The sequence below is a fragment of the Streptomyces sp. NPDC047981 genome (assembly GCF_040653315.1).
Classification (GTDB): domain Bacteria; phylum Actinomycetota; class Actinomycetes; order Streptomycetales; family Streptomycetaceae; genus Streptomyces.
The window spans coordinates 1-20,052 of sequence record NZ_JBEZNQ010000031.1 but is presented as its reverse complement, the minus strand read 5'-3'; the positions used below and the strand labels follow the sequence as shown (position 1 = coordinate 20,052).

General features: G+C 74.2%; 16 protein-coding genes. All 16 read right to left on the bottom strand.

Annotated features, from left to right (window positions below; all coding sequences use genetic code 11):
- Nucleotides 1-10: 10 nt before the first annotated feature.
- Nucleotides 11-1,471 (bottom strand): zinc-ribbon domain-containing protein, encoded by a 1,461-nt coding sequence (locus tag AB0E14_RS19885; protein ID WP_362419313.1) that lies wholly within the window; start codon nt 1,469-1,471, stop codon nt 11-13.
- A gap of 1 nt (nt 1,472) precedes the next feature.
- Nucleotides 1,473-2,024, bottom strand: a complete 552-nt coding sequence (locus AB0E14_RS19880) for a phage tail protein (protein WP_362419310.1) — start codon at nt 2,022-2,024, stop codon at nt 1,473-1,475.
- Nucleotides 2,021-3,988 (bottom strand): putative baseplate assembly protein, encoded by a 1,968-nt coding sequence (locus tag AB0E14_RS19875; RefSeq protein WP_362419307.1) that lies wholly within the window; start codon nt 3,986-3,988, stop codon nt 2,021-2,023. Before AB0E14_RS19875 ends, AB0E14_RS19880 begins: the two co-directional genes overlap by 4 nt.
- Nucleotides 3,988-4,341: a GPW/gp25 family protein gene (locus AB0E14_RS19870; protein WP_362419503.1), complete on the bottom strand. Its 354-nt coding sequence runs from the start codon at nt 4,339-4,341 to the stop codon at nt 3,988-3,990. The genes AB0E14_RS19875 and AB0E14_RS19870 overlap by 1 nt, the downstream gene beginning before the upstream one ends.
- 65 nt (nt 4,342-4,406) lie before the next feature.
- Nucleotides 4,407-4,724, bottom strand: a complete 318-nt coding sequence (locus AB0E14_RS19865; protein ID WP_362419304.1) for a PAAR domain-containing protein — start codon at nt 4,722-4,724, stop codon at nt 4,407-4,409.
- A gap of 66 nt (nt 4,725-4,790) precedes the next feature.
- Nucleotides 4,791-6,614, bottom strand: coding sequence for a VgrG-related protein (locus tag AB0E14_RS19860; protein WP_362419301.1), 1,824 nt, complete (start codon nt 6,612-6,614; stop codon nt 4,791-4,793).
- Nucleotides 6,611-7,330, bottom strand: coding sequence for a LysM peptidoglycan-binding domain-containing protein (locus tag AB0E14_RS19855; RefSeq protein ID WP_362419298.1), 720 nt, complete (start codon nt 7,328-7,330; stop codon nt 6,611-6,613). Before AB0E14_RS19855 ends, AB0E14_RS19860 begins: the two co-directional genes overlap by 4 nt.
- Nucleotides 7,331-7,367: 37 nt before the next feature.
- Complete coding sequence (locus AB0E14_RS19850) at nt 7,368-7,793, bottom strand: phage tail protein (protein WP_362419295.1); 426 nt, start codon at nt 7,791-7,793, stop codon at nt 7,368-7,370.
- A gap of 170 nt (nt 7,794-7,963) precedes the next feature.
- Nucleotides 7,964-11,266, bottom strand: a complete 3,303-nt coding sequence (locus AB0E14_RS19845; RefSeq protein ID WP_362419292.1) for a hypothetical protein — start codon at nt 11,264-11,266, stop codon at nt 7,964-7,966.
- A gap of 9 nt (nt 11,267-11,275) precedes the next feature.
- Nucleotides 11,276-11,434 carry a DUF6760 family protein gene (locus AB0E14_RS19840; protein WP_176729256.1) on the bottom strand — a complete coding sequence of 53 codons (159 nt, stop codon included), beginning with the start codon at nt 11,432-11,434 and terminating at the stop codon, nt 11,276-11,278.
- Nucleotides 11,434-11,937, bottom strand: coding sequence for a hypothetical protein (locus AB0E14_RS19835; RefSeq protein WP_362419289.1), 504 nt, complete (start codon nt 11,935-11,937; stop codon nt 11,434-11,436). Before AB0E14_RS19835 ends, AB0E14_RS19840 begins: the two co-directional genes overlap by 1 nt.
- Complete coding sequence (locus AB0E14_RS19830) at nt 11,934-12,374, bottom strand: phage tail protein (RefSeq protein WP_362003859.1); 441 nt, start codon at nt 12,372-12,374, stop codon at nt 11,934-11,936. The genes AB0E14_RS19835 and AB0E14_RS19830 overlap by 4 nt, the downstream gene beginning before the upstream one ends.
- 35 nt (nt 12,375-12,409) lie before the next feature.
- Nucleotides 12,410-13,966: a phage tail sheath family protein gene (locus tag AB0E14_RS19825; RefSeq protein WP_362419285.1), complete on the bottom strand. Its 1,557-nt coding sequence runs from the start codon at nt 13,964-13,966 to the stop codon at nt 12,410-12,412.
- A gap of 192 nt (nt 13,967-14,158) precedes the next feature.
- Nucleotides 14,159-16,276 carry an ATP-binding protein gene (locus tag AB0E14_RS19820; RefSeq protein ID WP_362419500.1) on the bottom strand — a complete coding sequence of 706 codons (2,118 nt, stop codon included), beginning with the start codon at nt 16,274-16,276 and terminating at the stop codon, nt 14,159-14,161.
- Between the two features lie 23 nt (nt 16,277-16,299).
- Nucleotides 16,300-17,007: a DUF4255 domain-containing protein gene (locus tag AB0E14_RS19815; RefSeq protein WP_362419282.1), complete on the bottom strand. Its 708-nt coding sequence runs from the start codon at nt 17,005-17,007 to the stop codon at nt 16,300-16,302.
- The coding region (locus AB0E14_RS19810) for a hypothetical protein (RefSeq protein WP_362419279.1) at nt 17,004-20,052 on the bottom strand (3,049 nt) is incomplete at its 5' end. The genes AB0E14_RS19810 and AB0E14_RS19815, both read right to left, overlap by 4 nt.

Genomic DNA, 20,052 nt, shown 5'->3' with positions numbered 1-20,052 from the left:
GACGACGCCTTCAGCTGCGCTTGAAGAACTCCACCTCCGCGACTGCTATGTGCCGGCCCTCCGAGAGGCCCGCCGTCTCGTGGGGGGTGAGTTGGATCGAGACGACGTCGCTGTAGCCCGTCTGGATCGTCTGCGGTCCCGGTTTGTCCGCCAGGGTCACCGTCTTCTTGTGGACCTTTCCGTCCGCCGCCGTCACCACCAGGTCCACCTTCGTCGGGCGGGCCTGGCCGCGGAAGGCCTCCGCCTTTGCCGAGACGCCCGTGTGGATGACCACGTCCACCAGGCGGAACGGGGAGCGGAATTCGAACGTCAGCGATTCGCCCGCCTTCGGCGTGCCCCAGTACGTGTTGCTGAGGCCGTCCGTCGCCAGGGTCGGGCCGTGTTTCGGGATCGAGGCCGTCGCCGTGGTCGACGCCGGGGTGATGTGGGTCGCCTTTCCGAGCTTGTCGCGCACGTCCTCGTACAGCCAACGGCCCGCCGGGATCAGGAAGTAGCCCCCCACGAGGAGGCCCAATACCACCAGGGCGATCACCGAGCGGCGTACCAGCCGGCCCGAGCCCGCGCGCACCTTGCGGCGGAACGGCCACACCGTGCGCCACCACGGCAGCGGGACCACCCGTGCCGTCGGCGTCAGCGGAGCCGCGCAGCGGCGGCAGAAGCGGCGGTCCGGGGCGTTGGGCGTGCCGCACTGCGGGCACGGCGGGCCCACCTGCTCGGCCGGGGCCCCGGCCGCGCGTACCTTCGGGCGCTGCGTGATCGGCTTGGCCGGTTTCACCGCCCCCACCGGTTCCGACGACTCCGTCGGGGCCGTCGGGGGGGCTGTCGGCGCCTGCGGCGTACGGGCGGGGGGCGCGGCCGGGCTCGGCGGGAGAGGAGGGCGTGGGGGTGGTGTCGGGTCGTGGGTGGGCCTTGGCGGCGGTACGGGAGCAGGGCTCGTCGGGCGCGCTCGGTTCTCGCGCCGCTCCTCCGCGGGCTCCTCGGCGGAGGTCTCCGCCGCCGGGAGGTCCACCGGAAGCTGCGTGGGGATCTCCGCCGGGATCTCCACCGGGAGTTCCGACTGGAATCCCCTCAGGAGACCTCTCAGGAAGCCCGGTTGGGGTTGGGTCGGGATCTCCGCAGGGAGTCCCGCCGGAAGTCCCGGCAGGTCCGGTGCCAAGGCCGTCGGGAGCTCCCCGACAGACGCGGCGAGCGGCGGGAACTCGGGTTGTGCTGCCTCTTCGCCCCCTCTGGAGTCCTGCCGCTCGCGGTCGCAGTCCCGGGTATGCGTGCGGCTCCGGTCGGCGGGCCGGTCACGCCTGTCGACGCGGTCGCTGTCGGCGTCCTCCTCGTCCGCCTCGTCCTGCCTGATTTCCTCGTGCTCCCGCTCCTTCTTCTTCTCCTCGTCCCTCGACCAGCCCACGTACGCTCCGCAGTTGCCGCAGAAGTCGTCCGTGTCGCCGTTGGCCGTGCCGCAGTCCGGGCAGGCGCGCATGTCAGCTACCTCCCTCGTCGGACGGGCCGGTGACGATCTCCACGCGGCACGTGAGGTGGACCGGGCAGGAGGCCTGGACCACGTCCAGGACCTGGCGGGCGTCCACCGGGCCCCTGACCCGGACCAGGAGTTCGCCCGTCGGGGCCTCGGGCAGGGGGGTGTTCGGGGTGGTCGACCAGGCCGCTCCGCCGCCGTCGACGATCTCGGCCTCCACGCCCAGGCAGAGGCGCAGGTGTTCCTCCAGGCCCCGGCGGGTGCCGCGCAGGCGGTGGAGTTCCATCGCGCGGGCCACGACCGTGCGGGCCAGCTCCTCCGGCCGGTCCTCGTCCAGGTCCACGCCCAGCCAGCTCGCCAGCCAGTGGAGGAAGTCCGGGGGCGTGAGCGCCGGGTCGAAGTAGGCCGGGAGGTTGTCCAGGGTGGAGAAGACCGGCGCCAGGACCGTGTCGAGGCCGGACGTGAAGCGCTGCGCCAGGTCGTCGTCCGCGTACAGGGCGGGGAGCAGGGCGCCGATCGGGTGCCGGCTCGGCAGGCCGGGGATCGCGGCTCTGGTCACAGCGCACCGCCGCCCAGGTCACCGGGGGTCACGACGACCTGGTGCTGGTACGAGAAGACCAGGGCGTTGCGCGCCACGTCGATCCGCTCCACCGGGGAGCCCCGCCGGCCCGTGACCGGGTCCGCGGGGAAGAGGCGGACCTCCTCCACCAGGGTGTTCTGCGCGGCCCGTTGGAGAACCGCGAAGACCTCGCCGTACTGGACCGGGCGGCCGAACGGCCAGCCCCTGCCGTCGGCTCCGCCGACCAGCGGGTTCAGGTGGCGGAAGAGCGCGTCGAGCGCGGCCTCCCGCACCCGGTCCACGTCCTGGGGCTCCGCCACCAGCCGGGCGACCACCGTGACGCCCTGGTACGCGGGCGGTTCCACCACCAGGCGCGTGCCGACCAGGCGGCGCTCGTCCAGGCGGGTCGTGATCGCCGACATGACCTGGTCGGAGGGGATCAGCTGCTCGAAGCGGAGGCGGTCGTCGCCCTCGTCCGCCACGGCGTCCGGCACGATCAACACGCGTACCGCGCCGCCCTCCCCCGCCACCGCCGGCAGGCAGCGGACCCGCTTCACCGAGGGGGCCGCCTCGCGGGCGATGAACTCGTAGTCCTGGGCGGTGACCGCCCGGTCCCGTATCCGCAGGACGTGCGGGGTGCGGATCTTGGCGTTGTCGACGCTCTCGCCGTCCACCCCGCCGCGTGCCGCCTCCCGGTTCTCGACCCGGTCGACGTACGGGACGGAGCTGCGCAGCACCGAGATCGCCCCGCGCGCCACGTTGCCGGCCGCGCCGCCGCCCGTGCGGTAGCGCGGGACCCGGACGTGGGCGCCCTGGTCGGGGACCGCGCCGTAGGTGCGCAGCGTGCCGTCCGGCTCGCGCAGCGCGGGCGGGAAGCTGAACTCGCCGGTCGTGGCGTCCAGGACCACGTGCCGGTCGGCGGGGGTCGAGTCGCCGAAGTGGTCGACCGGCGTCCAGGTCTGCCAGCCCTCGGCCGAGGACACCTCGACCACCGGCGGCTCGCCGTCCAGGAGCAGGGGCGGGCGCGGGACGCGGAACCGCTGGCCCGCCACCCCCTCGGAGGCGCCCAGCATGGTGTCGTGCACGACCTCGGCGTGCTCGACCGTCATGGTGCCGCCGACGGTGAACACCTCCGCCTCGCGGACGGTCGGCGACTCCGAGTAGAACGGCTGGCCCGCCTCGGGGGCGACCACCCGGCAGCGCAGCCAGCCGGCGCGGGTGCCCGCGAGCACCGACGCCGTGTGGCTCGCCGGTACGAACACGATGATCTCGCCCGGTCGGTTGAGGCCGCCCGTGGTGTCCGAGTCGGTCTCGCACGGCACCCATCGCGCGCCGTCCCAGGCCTCCCACACCAGGGGCGGCTGCCGCGGGTCGACACCGACGCCCTCGACGCGGCTGTCCAGCTGGACGGCGACGATGCAGCGCGGAACCGCGGTCGGCAGGCCGAACAGCACGGCGTCCCCCGGGGCCGGAGCGGCCTGGAAGACAGGGATGTCCCGGCCCTCGGCGAGGGCTGCCGTACGGTCGGTCTGCTCGCCGCCCGCGTGGGCGGTGACCAGGCGGGTCAGAGAGCTGGGCACGATCGGCAGGTCCGCGGTGGTGCCGAAGACCACCTCGTCGTCCGTCCCGCCGTGTTCGGTCGCCACCTCGACGCCCGCCGGCAGCAGCACCGTGTCGGGCTGGGGCGCGGACAGCCAGAAGTCGACCTCCGCGGTGGCCGCCGTCGGCGGGAAGAGCTGGACGCCCAACAGGTCCAGGAAGGCCATGTAGTTCTTCTCGGGCACCCGGTTCAGCCGGTAGAGCAGCTGGTCGACCATGTACGCGAAGGTCTCGATCAGGGTGACTCCGGGGTCCGACACGTTGTGGTCGGTCCACTCGGGCGTGCGCTGCTGCACGTACCGCTTGGCCTCGTCGACCAGCTGCTGGAACCGTCGGTCGTCCAGGTGGGGTGAGGGCAGCGCCATCAGCGCACTCCCGTCTCGTCGGAGCCCTCGGTGGAGGGGATGGAGTAGAACGGGAAGACCAGGTTCCGCAGGTCGTTGGTGGACCGGATCGTGTAGCGGACGTCGATGTAGAAGACGCCCTCGTCCACGGCGTCGAACGCGACGACCACGTCGTCGACCTCGATCCGCGGCTCCCACCGCTCCAGTGCCGTCCGCACCTCGTGGGCGATCCGGCCGGCCGTCTCGTCGTCACCGGGCGCGAAGACGTACTCGTGGATCCCGCAGCCGAACTCGGGGCGCATCGGGCGCTCGCCCGGCGCCGTGCCGAGGACCAGCCGGATGGCCTCCTCGATCTCCCGGTCGCGCTCCACCATCCCGATCCCGCCGGTGGGGCTCACCCGGAGGGGGAATCCCCAACCGCGGCCTATGAACCGCTCGCTCACAGCGGCCCTCCGATGAGGACGTTCGGCGCACCCGCCACGATCTTCGATCCGCACACCGTGTCGTCCGTCGCGCAGGCGGCCGGCAGCCCACCGATCAGTACGCGGCGGGTGGTGGCGGCGCCCGGGACCGGCTTGACCAGGTTGGTGAGGGCGAGGTACGCGTGCGGCCCGCAGGCGTTCACGCTTCCGGCCACCGCGGCCGGCTTGCCGCCGATGAACACGGTGGCGACCCTGGCGGTGAAGGGCCCGGGCGGCGGGGCGGCGAGGACACCGCCGTGGGCCGTGGGGTCTCCTACGCGCGCTGCGGGAGGCATTCACTTACTCCTTGTCGAGGACGAAGTCGAAGCGGTACGGGGGGGGTGGGGAGCCCGGTGGGCGGATCAGTTGAGGTTGATCATCGCCGCCTTGACCGTCGCCGCCGTCCCGCCGGTGACGGTGACCCCGGTCTTGGCGCTGATGTTCATCGAGGTCTTGGCGTCGATGTTCATCAGGGTCCTGGCGTTGATGTTCACGGTCTGGCCGTTCAGGTTGAGGGTGCCCAGACCCGCGTCCAGCGTGATCTCCTTCGGGGTCAGCGTCATCGACGTCAGCGGCGTTCTGCCGGTCGGGTCGTAGACGGTGACGCCGATCTCGTTCAGGCGTTCGTCGAGCTGCACCTCCAGCCGCCCGCTGCCGGTGGCCAGGCGCAGCCCGGAGACGCCGGTCCTGGTGTCGAGGAGTTCGAGGCGGTGGCCCGAGCGGGACACCAGGGAACGGCGCTGGACCTTGCCGGTGGCCTTCTCGATGAGCGGTACGTCGTGCTTCGACGGCTTGTCGACGCCGTTGTAGAGGCCGCCGATCACGTACGGGCTGTCCAGCAGCCCCTGTTCGAAGCCGACGAGGACCTCGTCGTTGACCTCGGGGCTGAAGACCCCGCCGCCTCCTTTGCCACCCCACTGGACGGTACGTACCCAGTCCGTCTCGTACGTGTCGTCGAGCCAGGGAAACTTCAGCTTCACCCAGCCACGCTGCTGACGGCCCACCTCACGCACGTTGGTGACCACGCCGATGGCGAGACCCGGCATCCGCCCGGAGCGTGCGGGCGCTTCGGCGCCCGAGGCGAGGCCGAGGAGGGAGCGGTCGGGCGAGGCGCTGACCACGACCGTCGTACGGTATCCGCGCCCCGGCTCCAGGACGTGGTGGACGGCGGTGGCCGTGTACCTGCCGGAGAAGTCCTTGCCCACGTTGCCGAGGGCGACCGGAGTGCCCGCGCGTAGCTTGGGGTTCCCGTCGACGACCGCCTCGAACTCGCCGAACCCGGCGCTCACCGACGCGGCCACGGCATCGGCCACGGCCTTCGTGTCGGCCTTCGTACGGTACGGGGTGTCGGCGACGGTGATCTCCGCCTTCTTGCCGAACGCGGACGCCTTCGACGGGGAGAGCCCCGGGACGAGGGTCTTGCTGGCGACGGAGGCCGTGGTCCCCACCAGCGGCATCTTCGTGTTCAGGTTCCAGCCCCGCACGTTCACCTTGCTCGCCCCGTCGGCGGCCGTCAGGACGGCGCGGAGGGCGTGCAGGTTGGCGCCGTACTCCAGGACCATCGGGCTCGCGGTCGCCCGGGTGGACGGGGCCGGCGCGGCCGAGGCGGGCTTCGGCTTCACGAACTGGAGCATGCCCTTCTCGTCGACCCGCACCTGGGCGCCGCTCTCTCCCGCCAGGTACTGGAGGAACTCCCAGTCGGAGACGTTGGGCTGGGAGATCTGCTTGTGCGCGCCCCCCGCGGCCTGGACCCTGCCGACGGGCAGCCCGGCCCCGGCGGCGATCTGCTTGACGATGGCCGCCGTCGTCATGTTGCGGAACGCGACGACCTTGCGGCCACGCTGGAGGCGGTGCGCCTTGGAGTGCGCGCGGATCACCGTGTACGAGCCCGTGTCGTCGGTGTCCAGCTCCAGCGCCGTCACCTCGCCCGTGAACAGCCGCACCCTGGTCTGCCCGGCCTGGGCGGTCGCGACGGAGATCTTCAGCTCCGTGCCGATGGTGATCCCGGTGTCGGCGAGCAGTTCGTGGTTCGGGTCGCGGAACGAGACCAGGGCGGTGTCCGGCAGTCCGACGTTCTCGTCGACCTCGCAGCTGACCACCTGCTTGTCCCAGGGGTCAGGCAGCTTGTCCGGTGCCTCGACGATCGGGTCGGCCGCGAACGACCGGCCGCCTCGGGTCGGGCTCATGCTCCCTCCTCGGGGGTCTCGTCCTCGGTGCTGGGCACGACGAGTTCCGTGCCGGGAACGAGCACCATGGGGTCGTCGATGTCGTTGGCCTCGGCGATGGTCCGCCAGGCGGTGGCGTCGCCGTACTCGCGCCAGGCGAGCAACGGCAGGCTGTCGCCCGCGACGACACGGTGCGTACGGCGTGCCTCGCGCGAGCCCGATGTCGGGTTCTGGCCCGCCGGGTCGACGCTCGCCTCCTCGATGGAGAGCGAGCAGGTGGCGCGCAGCGGCTTCCCGTCGACGTCGAAGAGGCTGTAGTTGACGGAGAAGTTGGAGAGGACGCCGTCGAAGGAGGTCGTCTTCGACGTGCCCCATTCGAACCGCACCCAGGGGCTGGCCGGCGTCTTGCGGGCCAGGCTCGCCTTGGTGGGCACGAGGGCGATCATGATCTGCTGCACGGCCTTCTCGACGGAGTTGTCGTGCTTGGCCGTCGCGTCGAGGAAGACCTCCAGGGAGAGCGAGCGCGGCCCGCTGCCGACGAACTCGGGCAGGGCCGACTGGCCGGCCATCCGGGAGGGCGTGCGCCGCCACTCGGTGGTCTTGCTCATCGACAGGGTCGACGGGTTGAACTGGAGCTTGACCCGGGCGAGGGTGCCGCCCGGCTTGGCACCGACCTTGGTGGGCGGTTCCATGATCGTCAGTTGGGCCTGGGTGCGGTTGGCGCGGCCGCGTGCCATCGGGTACGTACCTCCTCTCGGCGTCCGGTGTCGGGGGTCAGGACGGGCGCAGGCCCTCGTGGGCGATCTCCAGCGTCTCGATCGCGGCCTGCGAGTTGGCCGGATCGAACGAGGGGCCCTCCCAGCGGACCGGCACGATGCCCTGCACCTGCCAGCCGACGATGCGGCTGAGGTCCGGCTTGAGCGCGACGATCTCGCCGTCCTTGGGCTCGACCCGCTGGACGATCTCGTCGAGCCAGCGGGCGATCTTGAGCGTGTCGGCGGTCACCGGGCGGGTCAGGGTGATGTTGGACCAGGTGATGCGGCCGGGGAGCTGCCAGGCGAACCCGTTGTTGCCGCCCTCCGCGTACTGCTCCACCTCCACCTGGGCGCCGAGTCCGGAGCAGGTGTGGAAGGCGCCCAGGTCGTTGCCGCCGATCGCGAGCCGGAAGAACACGCTCGTCGCGACGATGCTGTCCGTCATCTTCTTTCTCCTTGCCCGGGGGGCGCGTTCTGTGTCGTTCGGGGTGGCGGGTCCGGATGGCCCGGACGCTTCGGCGGGCCCGGCTGGTCGGGTGGATCCGGCTGGTCCGGTGGATCCGGCTGGTCCGGCTGGTCCGGCGGGAGGCTGCTCGTGCCGGGTGCGGGTTCGGGTCAGCGGCGGTGGTCGTGGGGGCGGCCCGTGCGTTCCCGTCCGCGGCGCAGGTCCGCCCGGAGCAGCCGGGCCACCGGGTCGATCAGTGCCCTCGCGAGCTCGTCGAGCTCCTTGCCACGGGGGACGGTCGGGTGGGTCTGGGTGCCGGTGGAGGTCGACGTGGACGTGGACGTGGAGGTCGACGTGGACTTCGAGGTGGAGGTGGACGTGGGCGAGACGTCGCGGGCGACCGGGATCACCGGCACGCCGCTGAGCCCCGCCTCGGCCATCCGCTGCACGGCCTTGGCCTGGAGCTGCCGGTTCGCGGCCCCCACCACGGGGGTCGCGGGCGGTTCGGTCACGGCGCCGGGCACGGGTCCCCTGGTGTACGTCAACGGCTGGGCCGCCTGGCGCTGCACAGGGGCCGGGGTGTGCTGTGTGGGGCTCGGGTGGAGGCGTACGACAGGGACGGCCGGGGTGGGTTTCACGACCGGAGCCGTGCCGGGCCGTGGGCGGGCGGCGCGCTGGACCGTGGCCTGGCCCGGGTCGGCCGGGCGCGCCTCCGCGAGCGGGTCCCGGCCGGGCGAGGGCGGCTCGGTGGGGGCGCCGGTCCGGCGCGGAGCGCGGCTGCCGCGTCCGCTCCCGGGCGCGTCGGCGCGCCGGCCGGGCGCGGTCGGCGACGCGGGGGCCGGGTCCGCCGGCGTCCCGGGGACGGGGTCCCTGCGCCAGGTGGCCGCGACCACCGGGCGCGGGGGTGCCCCGGCGGCGGCCGAGGCCACGGGCGCCGACGTGGAGAACGCCTCGGCGGCGCCCGTACTCATCGTCAGCGGCCGGTCGGCGAGCAGTCCGCGGGAGCGCTGGACGTGGGGGACGACGGGGACGCCGGGGGTGGACCGGTTCGCCTTGCTGCCCGCGCCGTCGGCCGGGGTACGGGAGTGGGCACCGGTGCGGTCTGCGGGGGTGCCCTTCCGTGCGTCGGTCGTCGTCGGCGGCGCCGTGGACGGCGAAGTGCCTCGCCGGTCCTCGGGCTTCTCGACGGCGCGGGAGACGGGGACCAGCGCGTCCGGCCGGGCCTCCGCCGGACCGGCGGGCGGGACCGCGGGGCCCGACGGCTTCTCGACCGCGCGGGCGACGGGAACGAGCGGCTCGGTTCCGGTCTGCACCGGACCGGCCACGGGACCGGCGGCCGGGGCGGAGGACCCGGTCGAAGCGGCCGGGGCCGCCCCCAGGATCGGGGCGCTGTGCGGGCCGGACGGCCTCTCGACCGCGCGGGACACCGGCACCAGAGGTTCCGGTCGGTCCTCCGCCGGGGCGGAGAGCGGCACCACGGGGGCGGCGGGTGACGGCGTGGCCGCGCCCGGGACGGAGGCCCGCTGCACGGCCGCAGCGGTCTGGGCGGCCTGGGCGGAGGACGTCGGTCCGGTCGACGTGGTCGTCGGTGCTTCGGGGGTCGGGCCGGTCGTCCGCGTGCGGTCGACGGAACGGGACACGGGTACGAGGGGCTGCTCCGGGCGCGCACCGGGCTCCCCCGGGGCCGGGGTGGCCGCCGCGCGGGACACCGGGACGGCCGCAGGCGCGCCGGGCTCGCCCGGGGGCGTGGCCGCCGCCGGGCCGGAGGGGCGTTCGACCGCGCGGGCCACCGGGACCACCGGAGTGGCGTCCTGCGTGCCCGCGCGCGGGCGGGCCGGTGCGGTGGCGTCCGGGGGCGTGCCCTGCCGGTTCGGGAGTGTGCGGCGCTGGATCGCCGACTCACCGCCGAGCAGGGAGGCCGCCGGGGTGGCCGTCGGGGGGAGTTGGCTGAGCGGGGCCCCGAGGCCGGAGCGTCCCGGCCGGGGCGACGGCGCCGGTGCGGGAGCAGGCGTGGGCGCCGGTGCGGGAGCAGAGGGAGGCGCCGACGGGCCCTCGGGCTCGGCGACCTTGCGCATGACGGGCATCGCCGGGGCCCCGCCGGACGCGGCCGGGATGGAGGTCGCGGCAGGCGGCGTGGCGCCGGCGCCCATCGTGCGTGCCGTGGCGGGCAGTTCGCCGTTCGGTGGGCGCAGGGCCGGGCGTGCCGGGGTGCGGGGGGACGGGTCCGCCGCGACGGGCGGGGCCGACTCCTCCCGTACGCCGGGGGCTTGGGGAGCCGGTCGGGTGGTCGCCCGGTCGGCGGCCGTGGCCGATGTGCGCGGCGGAACCGCGGCGAGCACACGCGGTGCCATCGCCGGGCGCCTGGCCACGACCAACGGAGCGCCGACCGGGCGCGGCCGGACAGGGGAACCCGGCCGGGTCCGCCGGGGGGCGGCGGACGTCTCTGGGGTCCGGGGTTCCGGACCTGTGGTGACGGGGTCGTGCGTACCGGAGGCCGCCTGAGGCCCCCTGCCCACGACGGGCAGCACGGCGGGGCCGCCGGTCGCGGCGGCGCTCGTACCGCTGCCGGTCCCGTCGGAGGCGCCGTCAGCGGGAGCGCCCGCGCCCGAGCCGCCCGTGTCCGCGATCCGGCGGGAGACCACCGGAGCCGCGCCCAGGACGGGCGCCGTGGCCGACGGGCCTGGCGTGTCGGCCCGTTCGGGGACGGGCGGCGGGGTGTGCGGGGTCTCGGGCCGCGAGCCCGTCGACGGCACGGCCGCACGCTGGATCGGACGCTCGGGCCCCTGCTCCGGAGCGCGGGTCCCGGCCGCCGTGTCCGCGGTGGCCTGTGTCGTACGCCGGGACACGACCAGCGGGTCCACGATCTCGGGGCGCGGGCCGGCCGTCGGTACCGCCGCACGCTGGATCGGCCGCTCGGGCCCGGAGCCCGCGCCGCCCGATCCCGTACGCGACCCGGACCCCGAGCCCGAGCCCGACCGGGACCCGGGCCCCGACCCCGAGCCGGAATCCGGCCCCAGCGACGGCCCCATCGCCGTCCCCGTCCCCGGCTCCGGCTCCTGCTCCCCGCCCACCGCGCGCAGCAGCAGCGGGCCGCCGCCCGCGTACGGTGCCGGGCGCGAGGCCGTGGCCAGGCGGGCGACGCCGTGGATGAGGCCCGCGGGCGCGGACGGCAGGAGGCCGTGGCCGAGTTCCTCCGTGAGCGTGGGGTTCTGCCAGGAGGCGAGCCCCGAGCGGAACCGGAGCCCGTCGCTCACGCCCAGGGCCGAGCGCGCGATCGTGAGCGGCGCCGGGGCGACCTCGCGCCAGCCGCCGTCCCAGTCCGGAAGACCGGCCGGGGCTTCGGGCGCGGTGGCGCGGGCGGGCTCCCGTTCCGCGCTGTCGCGCGAGGCCGCCTTCGACGCCGCACGCGACGCCGGATCCGCCGCCGACGTGTCACCGCCGCCGTCCCGCCGGAACCTGTCCCAGAAGCCCATGCCCTCACCTCACCCGCCTTCGTTCACCCGTGTGTTGATCCGCGCTATCTCCCGCACCCACTCCTGCCGTTCGGCGTGGGTGAGGTCGAGGATGTCCTCGCGCTGCCAGTGGAAGTGGTAGGCGACGTACGCGATCTCCTCCCGCAGGCGGGGAAGGGCGTACGTCACTATTCCCCCAGGCGCCCGCCGGAGAGGTCCACCTCGAAGGGGTTGTGGCAGTGCGGACAGGTCACCGCCGCGTGCGTGTGTCCCTCGCTGTTGATCCGCCGGTAGAAGTCCTGCAGGAACGCGACGTCGGTGGCGTACATGCGCTCGACGACCCCGGCGTGGATGTCGGTGACGGTGCCCAGGCCGGTGATCACCTGGCTGAGCAGCACCACGCTCAGGTACGCCGGGTTCTCCTTCACCCGCAGGTCGATCTGCGGGCGCAGCTCGTCCCTGGCCGTCGCGAGCCGCATGGTCCCGGTGCGGTGGACCGTGCCCTCGTCGTCGACGTAGCCGCGCGGCAGCTCGAAGGTGAACTCGTCTCGGAGCTGTTCGCGTTGCTTCGCCGCCGGCGGGGCCGCCGGGGCCGGGGCGGCCGCCTGTTCGGCGGCCGCCGCGCGCTCGGCGGACGCGGCGGCTTCGAGGAGTTCCTCGATACCGCCGGAGGTGACCGTCCTGCGCCTCATTCGATCACGATCTCCTCGAAGGTGATGGTCACCGTCTCGGTGGCGGCGCTGGACTCGCCGGCCTTGAGCGAGGGGCCTTCCCACTTGCTCGCCCAGCCCTGCATCAGCTGGATGCGGCGGACGGTCTCGCCCGCGGCGTCCTTGACCTCGATCGTGAGGTTCTGGCGGGCGGAGTCGACCTGGCCGTTCTCCAGCGTCTCCTTCACCCACTTGGTGAACTCGGTGCTCTTGTCCATGCCGCGGGTGATCGTCACCTCGCCGGCCTGGCGCGCGCCCGGCTGCTTCTTGATGAGCAGCTTGCCGTCGGGGGTCACCTGACGGACCTCGACCACGTCCTCCTCGTAGGACAGGCCGCTGATCTCCTGGATCGACTCGACCATGTAGCCGCCCAGCTGGACCCCGAAGATATGGGTGGAAAGAGCGTCGCCCTCTGCCATGACTGTCTTCACCTTTTCCTGTTACCCGTTGACGATTACTCGTTGACGAGGCTGGTGCTGTCGGAGAACTGGGAGAGCCGGAAGATCACGAACTCGGCGGGCTTGACCGGCGCGACACCGATCTCACAGATCACCTGGCCGAGGTCGACCGACTCCGGCGGGTTGTTGTCGCGGTCGCACTTGACGTAGAACGCCTCGGCGGGAGTGCTGCCGAAGAGCGCGCCCCTACGCCATTCCTCGCTGAGGAAGGCGGTGACGTTCCGTCGGATGCTCGACCAGAGCCGCTCGTCGTTCGGCTCGAAGACCACCCACTGGGTGCCCAGGAGGATGGACTCCTCCAGGTAGTTGAAGAGCCGGCGGACGTTGAGGTAGCGCCAGGCCGGGTCCGAGGACAGCGTGCGGGCGCCCCAGATGCGGATGCCGCGGCCGGGGAAGGCGCGGACGCAGTTGACGCCGATCGGGTTGAGCAGGTCCTGCTCGCCCTTGCTGAGACGGATCTCCAGGTCGACGGCGCCGCGGATGACCTCGTTGGCCGGGGCCTTGTGCACCCCGCGCTCGCCGTCGCTGCGCGCCCAGACGCCGGCGACGTGGCCGCTCGGCGGGACGGTGGTGTTGCGTCCCGTGGCCGGGTCGAAGACCGAGATCCAGGGGTAGTACAGGGTGGCGTAGCGGGAGTCGTAGCCCGCCTCGTCCTGGCGCCAGGTACGGACGGCCTGCGCGTTCATGTTCGGCGGGGAGTCCAGGACCGCGACCCGGTCGCCCATCTGCTCGCAGTGCGAGATGACGGCGAGCTGGACGGTACGGAGTCCCTCGGCGTCGATCTCGCCGCGCTGGTGGGCGCTCATCAGGTCCGGTACGGCAACCATGGTGATCTCGTCGATGGCCTCCAGACCGGCGAAGCCGGTGCGGGCGGAGGAGTCGCCGACGTACTCGTTCGGGTCGAGCCGCGCGACGCCGCCGGGGGTCGCGGTGGCCGCAGGGGTCGCGGCGGGGGCGGCCGGCAGTGCGACGGTCTGCGACGCGGGCCGGGTCTGGGCGGCGCCCGGCTGCTCGGCGACGTCGATGAGCTTGGAGCCGCGCACCTGGTTGAGCAGGTAGCCCTTGACGTTCTTGCGGACGGAGGCGTCGTACGTCTCCACCACCTTGTCGCCCTGGCGGACCAGCAGCTTGAAGCGGTCCTCCGGCGGGTTCTCGCCGTCGGCGTCGGCGATCTCGACCGAGACGTCCGCACCGGCGCCGGTGCGCGCCGAGACGAGGAAGCCGCCGATCGCGGTGGGCGCGGGGGCCTGGATCGCGGCGGGCTTGGAGCCGTCGGCCTGGTCGGCCGCGGGGCCGCCGACGCGGACGACGTACGCCGTGCCGCCGCCGTTGGCGAAGTAGCCGTAGACGGAGTGGGCCAGGTAGGTGCCCTCCGTGAAGCCACCGAACGTCTGGACGTACTGGTCCCAGTTGGTCACCAGGGTCGGACGGTGGAAAGGCCCCTGCTCCGCGAACCCGACGAAGGCGGCAACCGCGGTGCCCACACCTTCGATCGGCCGCGCACCGGACTGCACCTCCTCCACGTACACGCCCGGGGTCAGGTACGACGGCATACTCGCTCCTTCAAGTGGCCACTGGGTCACCACCGAGTCTCGCCGCCGTGATGTGCCTGGTCATAGGCCCGGGAGTCCCGGCGAAGGGGCAAGGGTGCTGCCTGAACGGGCAGCGCGGACGGGGCAACCCGGCACCTCGGAATCCCGTCGGCCGGTCCCGCGTCCGGGGCAGCCTTCCCCCGACCGGCTCGACTAACCCCGGGCCGGTGTCCGCTCGTTCCTCAGCCACGGGCCGAACTCGCTCTCCAGGACCAGGCGTCCGAGCTTGCGGTACTCCTGGAGCACGGCGGAGACGAGCTGCGCCATCCCGAGCGGCCCGCCCGCCTCGGCCGCGAGATACGCCGCGGTCACCGCGCAGGCCCGGATCGAACCGCCCGCGAGCTCGAAGCGGTCCGCGCAGAACCCCAGGTCGAGGCTGTCGTCCCGGGGCAGTTCGGGTCCCAGGCAGCGGTCCCACAGGGCGAGGCGCTGGCGCGCGTCGGGCATGGGGAAGTCGGCGATCACGTCGATGCGCCGGGTGAACGCCTCGTCCAGGTTGGCCCGGAGGTTGGTGGTGAGGACGGCGATCCCGTCGAAGGACTCCATCCGCTGGAGCAGGTACGCCGATTCGATGTTGGCGTTGCGGTCGTGCGCGTCCTTCACCTCGGAGCGCTTGCCGAAGATGGCGTCCGCCTCGTCGAAGAGCAGGACGCCGTTGACCTCCGACGCCTCGACGAAGATGCGTTCCAGGTTCTTCTCCGTCTCGCCGATGTACTTGTCGACGACGGTGGAGAGGTCCACCACGTACAGCTCCATGCCGAGTTCGGCGGCGACGACCTCCGCCGACATCGTCTTGCCGGTGCCGGACTCGCCCGCGAACAGGGCGATCACCCCGCGCCCGCGGCCGCCGCCGGGGCGCATCCGCCACTGGCCGAGGACCTGGTCGCGGTGGCGGGCGCGCAGGGCGAGTTCGCCGAGCTGGCGGCGGGTGGGCGGGGGCAGCACGAGGTCGTCCCAGCCGACGGCGGGGTCGATCCGGCGGGCCAGGCGCTCGAGGCCGGCGCCGTTCTGTCCGCGGACCGCGGCCCGCAGGTCGCGGGTGCCGACGGGGCGGCGCTCGGCCGTCGCCGAGCGGACCGCGACCGTGGCCGCCTTGCGCACCTGCTCCGCGTCGAGACGGTACGAGGCGACGGCCGGGCCGAGTTCGTCGTCGCCGGGCACGTCGACGGGTGCGCCGACCGTGGTCGCCGCCGCGTCGAGCGCCTGGCGCCACTGGGCGACCGTGCGGCCGGCGCCGGCGGGGCCGACGGTGAAGGGGACGGGGCTCTGCCGGGACCACAGGGGGTCCCAGTTCTTGCTCCCGTAGGTGATCAGCGGGACGCCGCTCGCGGTGGCGCACAGGTCGCGCAACCACCGTGCCCGCTCGGGGCGTTCGGGTTCGAGTGCCTCGATCGGGCCGACGACGAGGCCGGCGCCGGACAGCCGGGCCTCGGTCGCGAGGAGGTGCGGCACGCGGGCGGTCTCCGCGTCGGTCGCGAGGGCCGCGACGTCGAGCACGAGGGCCCGGCGGCCGGCGGCCGTGAGCGCCTCGACGGCGACCCGGCCGGCGTCGCCGCCCCTGGCCCGCAGGTGGACCGGGCCGCCGCCGGTGAGGGCGGCCTCCGCGACCCGCGCCACCAGCGGCTCGTACGGGCCGGGGCTGCCGGAACCGCCGAGGCCCGGGGCGAGGAGGCCGGCCAGTCGGGCGTCGGGCTCGTCGTCGCCGAGCAGCTGGGCGGTGACCCGGTCGGGGACCCGAAGGGTCCGGGAGAGGAACGGGCGGTCGGGCTCGGTGATGTCCAGGAGCCCGCCCCTGATCAGGGGCGCGGCGGCGGAGAACCGGAACCGGCCCGGGCCCGCGACGGGCAGGCCGCACAGGTCGAGGGCGAGCCCGATGGTGGGGCGCCGCCGGGTGAGGTCGTCGTTGAGGTACCCGTACAGCGCCTCGAAGCGGGCGTCGAGGTCCGGGGCGAGGGCGACGAGCAGCAACTCCTCGTCCAGCGGGAGGAGTTCGAAGCCCTCGGCGAGCCGCCGCAGCCGTGAGCCGTCGGGGCCCGCCGGGGCGTCCGGGAGTCCGGCGGCGGAGCCGGGGTGGAAGGCCGCGGGGGCGCGCAGGATCCGCTCGGCGCCCTCCGGGGTGAGGTACTGGCCCCGGTAGGGGTCGTCGGGGGCGGGGTCGGTCGCGTGGCGGGCGGCCACGGCATCGCGCACCCGCAGCTCGACCCGGCCGAGCCGCTCCCAGAGGTACGCGAGGCCGGCCGGGTCCGTCTGTTCGGCGGGGGCGATGTCCATGGATGTCCGTACGTCGTGCTTGATCACCGCACCGGCCCCCGGTGGCGGCGGGTCGGTGCGGGCTTCTCCCGGGCGGCGGCGAAGCCCTGCGCGCCGGGGTCGCCGGCGCCGTCGTAGCGCAGGCGCCGGCCGGGGGGCGGCCCGGCCGGGGTGTCGTCGCCGGTGGCCGGGCCGACCCGGACCTCCAGGCCCTCGGTGACCGGCGGCGCGGCGTCGACGAGCTCGCCCGCCAGCGGGGCGAGCACCCTCAGGTCGATCGCGGCCTTCAGTTCGCCGCCGAGGGCCGACCACACGTCGCCGGCCGAGCGGCCCTGCTGGGCGCCGCCGGCCACCTCCAGGGGCACGGCGAGGCCCAGTTCGGCGAGGGTGCCGGTGCGCAGCCGGGCAGGCAGCACGTCCGTGCGGGCCATGCAGCGCAGCACCTCGGAGAGCAGCCGGTGCTCGTCCTGCGGCCGGTTGGTCCAGGCCGTGACCAGGTACGTCAGGTCGAACCACCGGGGCGGGGTGCGGTAGGCGACGATCCGCCCGGTGTCGTCGTACTCCTCGAGCCTGCCGGTCCGCCGCCGTTCGATGTCCTCCCTGATGTCGTAGAGGAAGACGCTGATGGTCGGGGCGTTGCGGCGGGCCGCCCATTCGCGGGTGGGCGGGTCGAAGACCAGGTCGACCCCGCTGTCGGTCAGGCCGGACTCGGTGAGCAGCAGCCGCAGCCCCTCGTCGACTTCGTGGATCACCGGCGGGCCACCTCGTCGGGCGGGGCGACGTTGCCGGTGACGACCAGGAAGGGCGTGGTGACCGGGGAGAACCCGGCGCCCTTCGCGGTGATGACGCGCGGGCCGGTCTGGTCCTTGGCGAGGATCAGGAGCTGGGCGATGAAGGTGCCGTCGGCCTTGGGGACGGTGGGGACGGCCGCGGCGGTGATGCCGGGCTTCCAGGTCAGCGTGACCGGGGTGCCGGGCGGGAAGTCCTTGCCGCGGACGGAGGTCACGAAGCCGGGCTTGCCGATGGCGGGGACGGCCACGATCTTCGGCTGGAGGATCCGGATCCGCTGCCGGTCGGTGTTGTCCCTCGGGTCGGCGTCGGTGCCGGAGGTGGTGAGCCGGCCGGTGGCGGTGGTCGTCAGGGCCTTGTTCGGGGACAGGACGATCGTGACGACCGTCGAGGCTCCGGGGGCGAGGTCGCCGAGGGCGCACACGTTGTTCACGCAGCCCGCCGGGGCCTTCCCTGCGGGGATGCCGGGCGGCAGGCCGAGCCGCAGGGACAGTCCGGTGGCGAGCGCTTCCCGGCCGTTGCGGACGGTGTACGTGAGGACCACGCGGCCGCCGACGTACCCCGGTTCGGGCTGGGCGGTGATGGTGAGCGCGGGGCCTGCCTTCGGGGCGGGCGGCGCCGGGGTGGGCTTCGGCGGGGTCGGGGTGGGTGTCGTCGGCGTCGGGGTGGACGGCGTCGGGGTCGGCGTCGGCGGGGCGGCCTCGACGGGGACGAGGGTGCGGGTGGCGTTGTCGGTCGGGCCGCGGTCGATGACGGCGCCCGTGACGGACCAGTCGACGACCCGGTCGCCGGGGGTCACGCCGGTGAGCCGCACGGTGATGGTGACGCTCTCGCCGGGGGTGAGGACGCCGAGTGCGCACTGCGGGGAGCCGGGCTCGCACCGCCCCTTCGACGGGGTCAGCGTGTCGATGCGGACGCCCGGGGGCACGGCGGCCGTGAACGTGGTGCCGGGCGAGGCGGAGGGGCCCTGGTTGGTGACGGTCACGGTCACCGTGCCGGTCTCGCCCTCGGTCACCGGCTCCGCGGTGGGCGGGGCGGTCACCGTCAGGTCGACGGACTGCTGGTACGCGGGCTCCTTCTGGCGGCCCGCGAGGGCACCGGTCAGGGACGTCACGGCACCCGTGGCGACCTCGACCGTGGACAGGGCCTCGGGAGAGTTGGGGGCGAGGTCGCGGCGGGAGCTGAAGACGAGCCGGCTCGCGTCAGGCGACCAGGCCACGTCACGCGGCTGGAAGGGGCCGGTGGCGGAGGTGTCGGGGACGTCCCGGCGGCAGCCGTCCGGGTCGCCGGAGCGGCCGGTCGGCAGGAGGACCTGGCAGCGGCCGTCGGCCAGGTCGGTCAGCAGGACGCTGTTGCGCTCGTTGACTCGGCCGCCGCCGTCCTTGCGGTTGAAGGCGAGGCGCTTGCCGTCGGGCGAGAACGCGGGGCTGTCGTCGATCACCTGGCAGCTGCCCGGGCAGAGTTCGGTGCTCAGGTTCCGCTGGCGGCCGAGGTCGTTCGCGGGCGCGGTCCAGATGTGCTTGTTGCCGCCCACGCCGTCGACGACCGCGTTGCGGGTGAAGGCGAGGGTCGTGCCGTCCGAGGACCAGGTCGGCTGGGCGTCGCCGCCGGTCTGTCCCGCGGGCGGGCGCACCTCGCCGACGAGGGCGCCGCTCGTGGCGTCGGCGACGAGGATGCGGCCGGGCCCCGAGGCCTGGCCGACGCCGCCGGGCGAGGTGCGGGTGAAGGCGAGGAACCTGCCGTCGGGCGAGAAGGCCGGGTCGGTGTCCCAGTCCTTGTCGCCGCGGCCGGCGAGCGGCACGGCCTTCGGGTTCGAGCCGTCGGCGCCGGTCAGCCAGATCTGCTCGATCCGGCCGGTCTCGGGGTCGCCCTGGAAGCGGGAGACGACGATCCGCCGGCCGTCGGGGATGTAGCTCTGCCGCTCGGTCCAGGGGTCGTAGGTCCTGGCCGGGTTGAAGAGCGGGTCGGCCGCCGGGTCGGTGTTCGTCCGGGCGGCCGGGTCCTCACGGAGGATCTTGACGCCGAGGTCGCGGGGGTCGGTGCCGTCGGGCCGGATGTCCTGGAGGTACGCGTGGTTGCGGGCCTCGGCGGTGGTCCGGGTGACGAGGACGGAGCCGCCGTTCTGCGGGCCGAGCCAGGTCGGCGAGTCGACGCCCCGGTCCTCGTAGAGGAGGGACTGTGCCGTCGTCGTGGAGTGGGCGACGGCGCGGTAGACGGTCTCGTACGGGTTGGTGCAGCCGCAGGGCCCGTTGATGCTGAGGAAGAGGATGGTGTCGCCGTCGGGCTGCCAGGCGGCCTGCCGGGTGTTCCAGCCGGCCTGTTCGCCGGAGAGCAGCGGGCCGTCGGCGCCCGGTCCCGAGGTCACCCGCAGCCGGGGGCCGCTCGGGTCGGTGCCGGGTGCGGCGGTGTGGGTGTAGGCGACGAGGTCGCGGTTGACGGTGTCGTCGACGGGGTTCCAGGCGGGGTCGTCCGCCGTGCCCGCCGGGGCGTCGCTGATCCGTTCGTAGGCTCCGCCGTCGAGGGCACGCCGGTAGATCTGCCGGCCGCGCAGCGGGTCGGCGTCGCTGACGTACGCGATCCTGCCGCCCTCGGGCGAGACGGTGGGCGCGGTCTCGTTCCGGCGCGGGGAGTCGGTGAGCCGGCGCTCGCCGGTGCCGTCCGTGGACACGATCCACAGGTCGCGCTGGGTTCCGCCGATGCCGGGTTCGGCGGAGTCGAAGACCACGGACCGCCCGTCCGGGGTGAGTTCGGGGTTGGCCGCGTCGCGGTCGGAGGTCAGCTTGCGGATGCCGCCGGCCGCGTCCCGCAGGTACACCTGGGGCCTCTTGCTGTCGCGGAGGCTGGTGAAGACGACCTGGTCGCCGCGGGCGTAGGCCTCGGTGTCGTAGTGGGCGGGGCCCGCGCCGAGCAGCGGGTCGGCCGTGGCCGGGTCGCCGGTGACGCGGCCGATGGAGCGGTGCTCGGTGCCCGCGTAGACGATGCGGCCGGTGTCGGCCGCGGCCGCCGCC

Bases quoted from the DNA above. Each gene is read 5' to 3' on its own strand.
- AB0E14_RS19855 (WP_362419298.1), bottom strand. From the start codon at position 7,330: ATGGCACGCGGCCGCGCCAACCGCACCCAGGCCCAACTGACGATCATG.
- AB0E14_RS19885 (WP_362419313.1), bottom strand. From the start codon at position 1,471: ATGCGCGCCTGCCCGGACTGCGGCACGGCCAACGGCGACACGGACGAC.
- AB0E14_RS19820 (WP_362419500.1), bottom strand. From the start codon at position 16,276: ATGGACATCGCCCCCGCCGAACAGACGGACCCGGCCGGCCTCGCGTAC.
- AB0E14_RS19845 (WP_362419292.1), bottom strand. From the start codon at position 11,266: ATGGGCTTCTGGGACAGGTTCCGGCGGGACGGCGGCGGTGACACGTCG.
- AB0E14_RS19830 (WP_362003859.1), bottom strand. From the start codon at position 12,374: ATGGCAGAGGGCGACGCTCTTTCCACCCATATCTTCGGGGTCCAGCTG.
- AB0E14_RS19875 (WP_362419307.1), bottom strand. From the start codon at position 3,988: ATGGCGCTGCCCTCACCCCACCTGGACGACCGACGGTTCCAGCAGCTG.
- AB0E14_RS19865 (WP_362419304.1), bottom strand. From the start codon at position 4,724: ATGCCTCCCGCAGCGCGCGTAGGAGACCCCACGGCCCACGGCGGTGTC.
- AB0E14_RS19825 (WP_362419285.1), bottom strand. From the start codon at position 13,966: ATGCCGTCGTACCTGACCCCGGGCGTGTACGTGGAGGAGGTGCAGTCC.
- AB0E14_RS19835 (WP_362419289.1), bottom strand. From the start codon at position 11,937: ATGAGGCGCAGGACGGTCACCTCCGGCGGTATCGAGGAACTCCTCGAA.
- AB0E14_RS19860 (WP_362419301.1), bottom strand. From the start codon at position 6,614: ATGAGCCCGACCCGAGGCGGCCGGTCGTTCGCGGCCGACCCGATCGTC.
- AB0E14_RS19870 (WP_362419503.1), bottom strand. From the start codon at position 4,341: ATGGTGGAGCGCGACCGGGAGATCGAGGAGGCCATCCGGCTGGTCCTC.
- AB0E14_RS19850 (WP_362419295.1), bottom strand. From the start codon at position 7,793: ATGACGGACAGCATCGTCGCGACGAGCGTGTTCTTCCGGCTCGCGATC.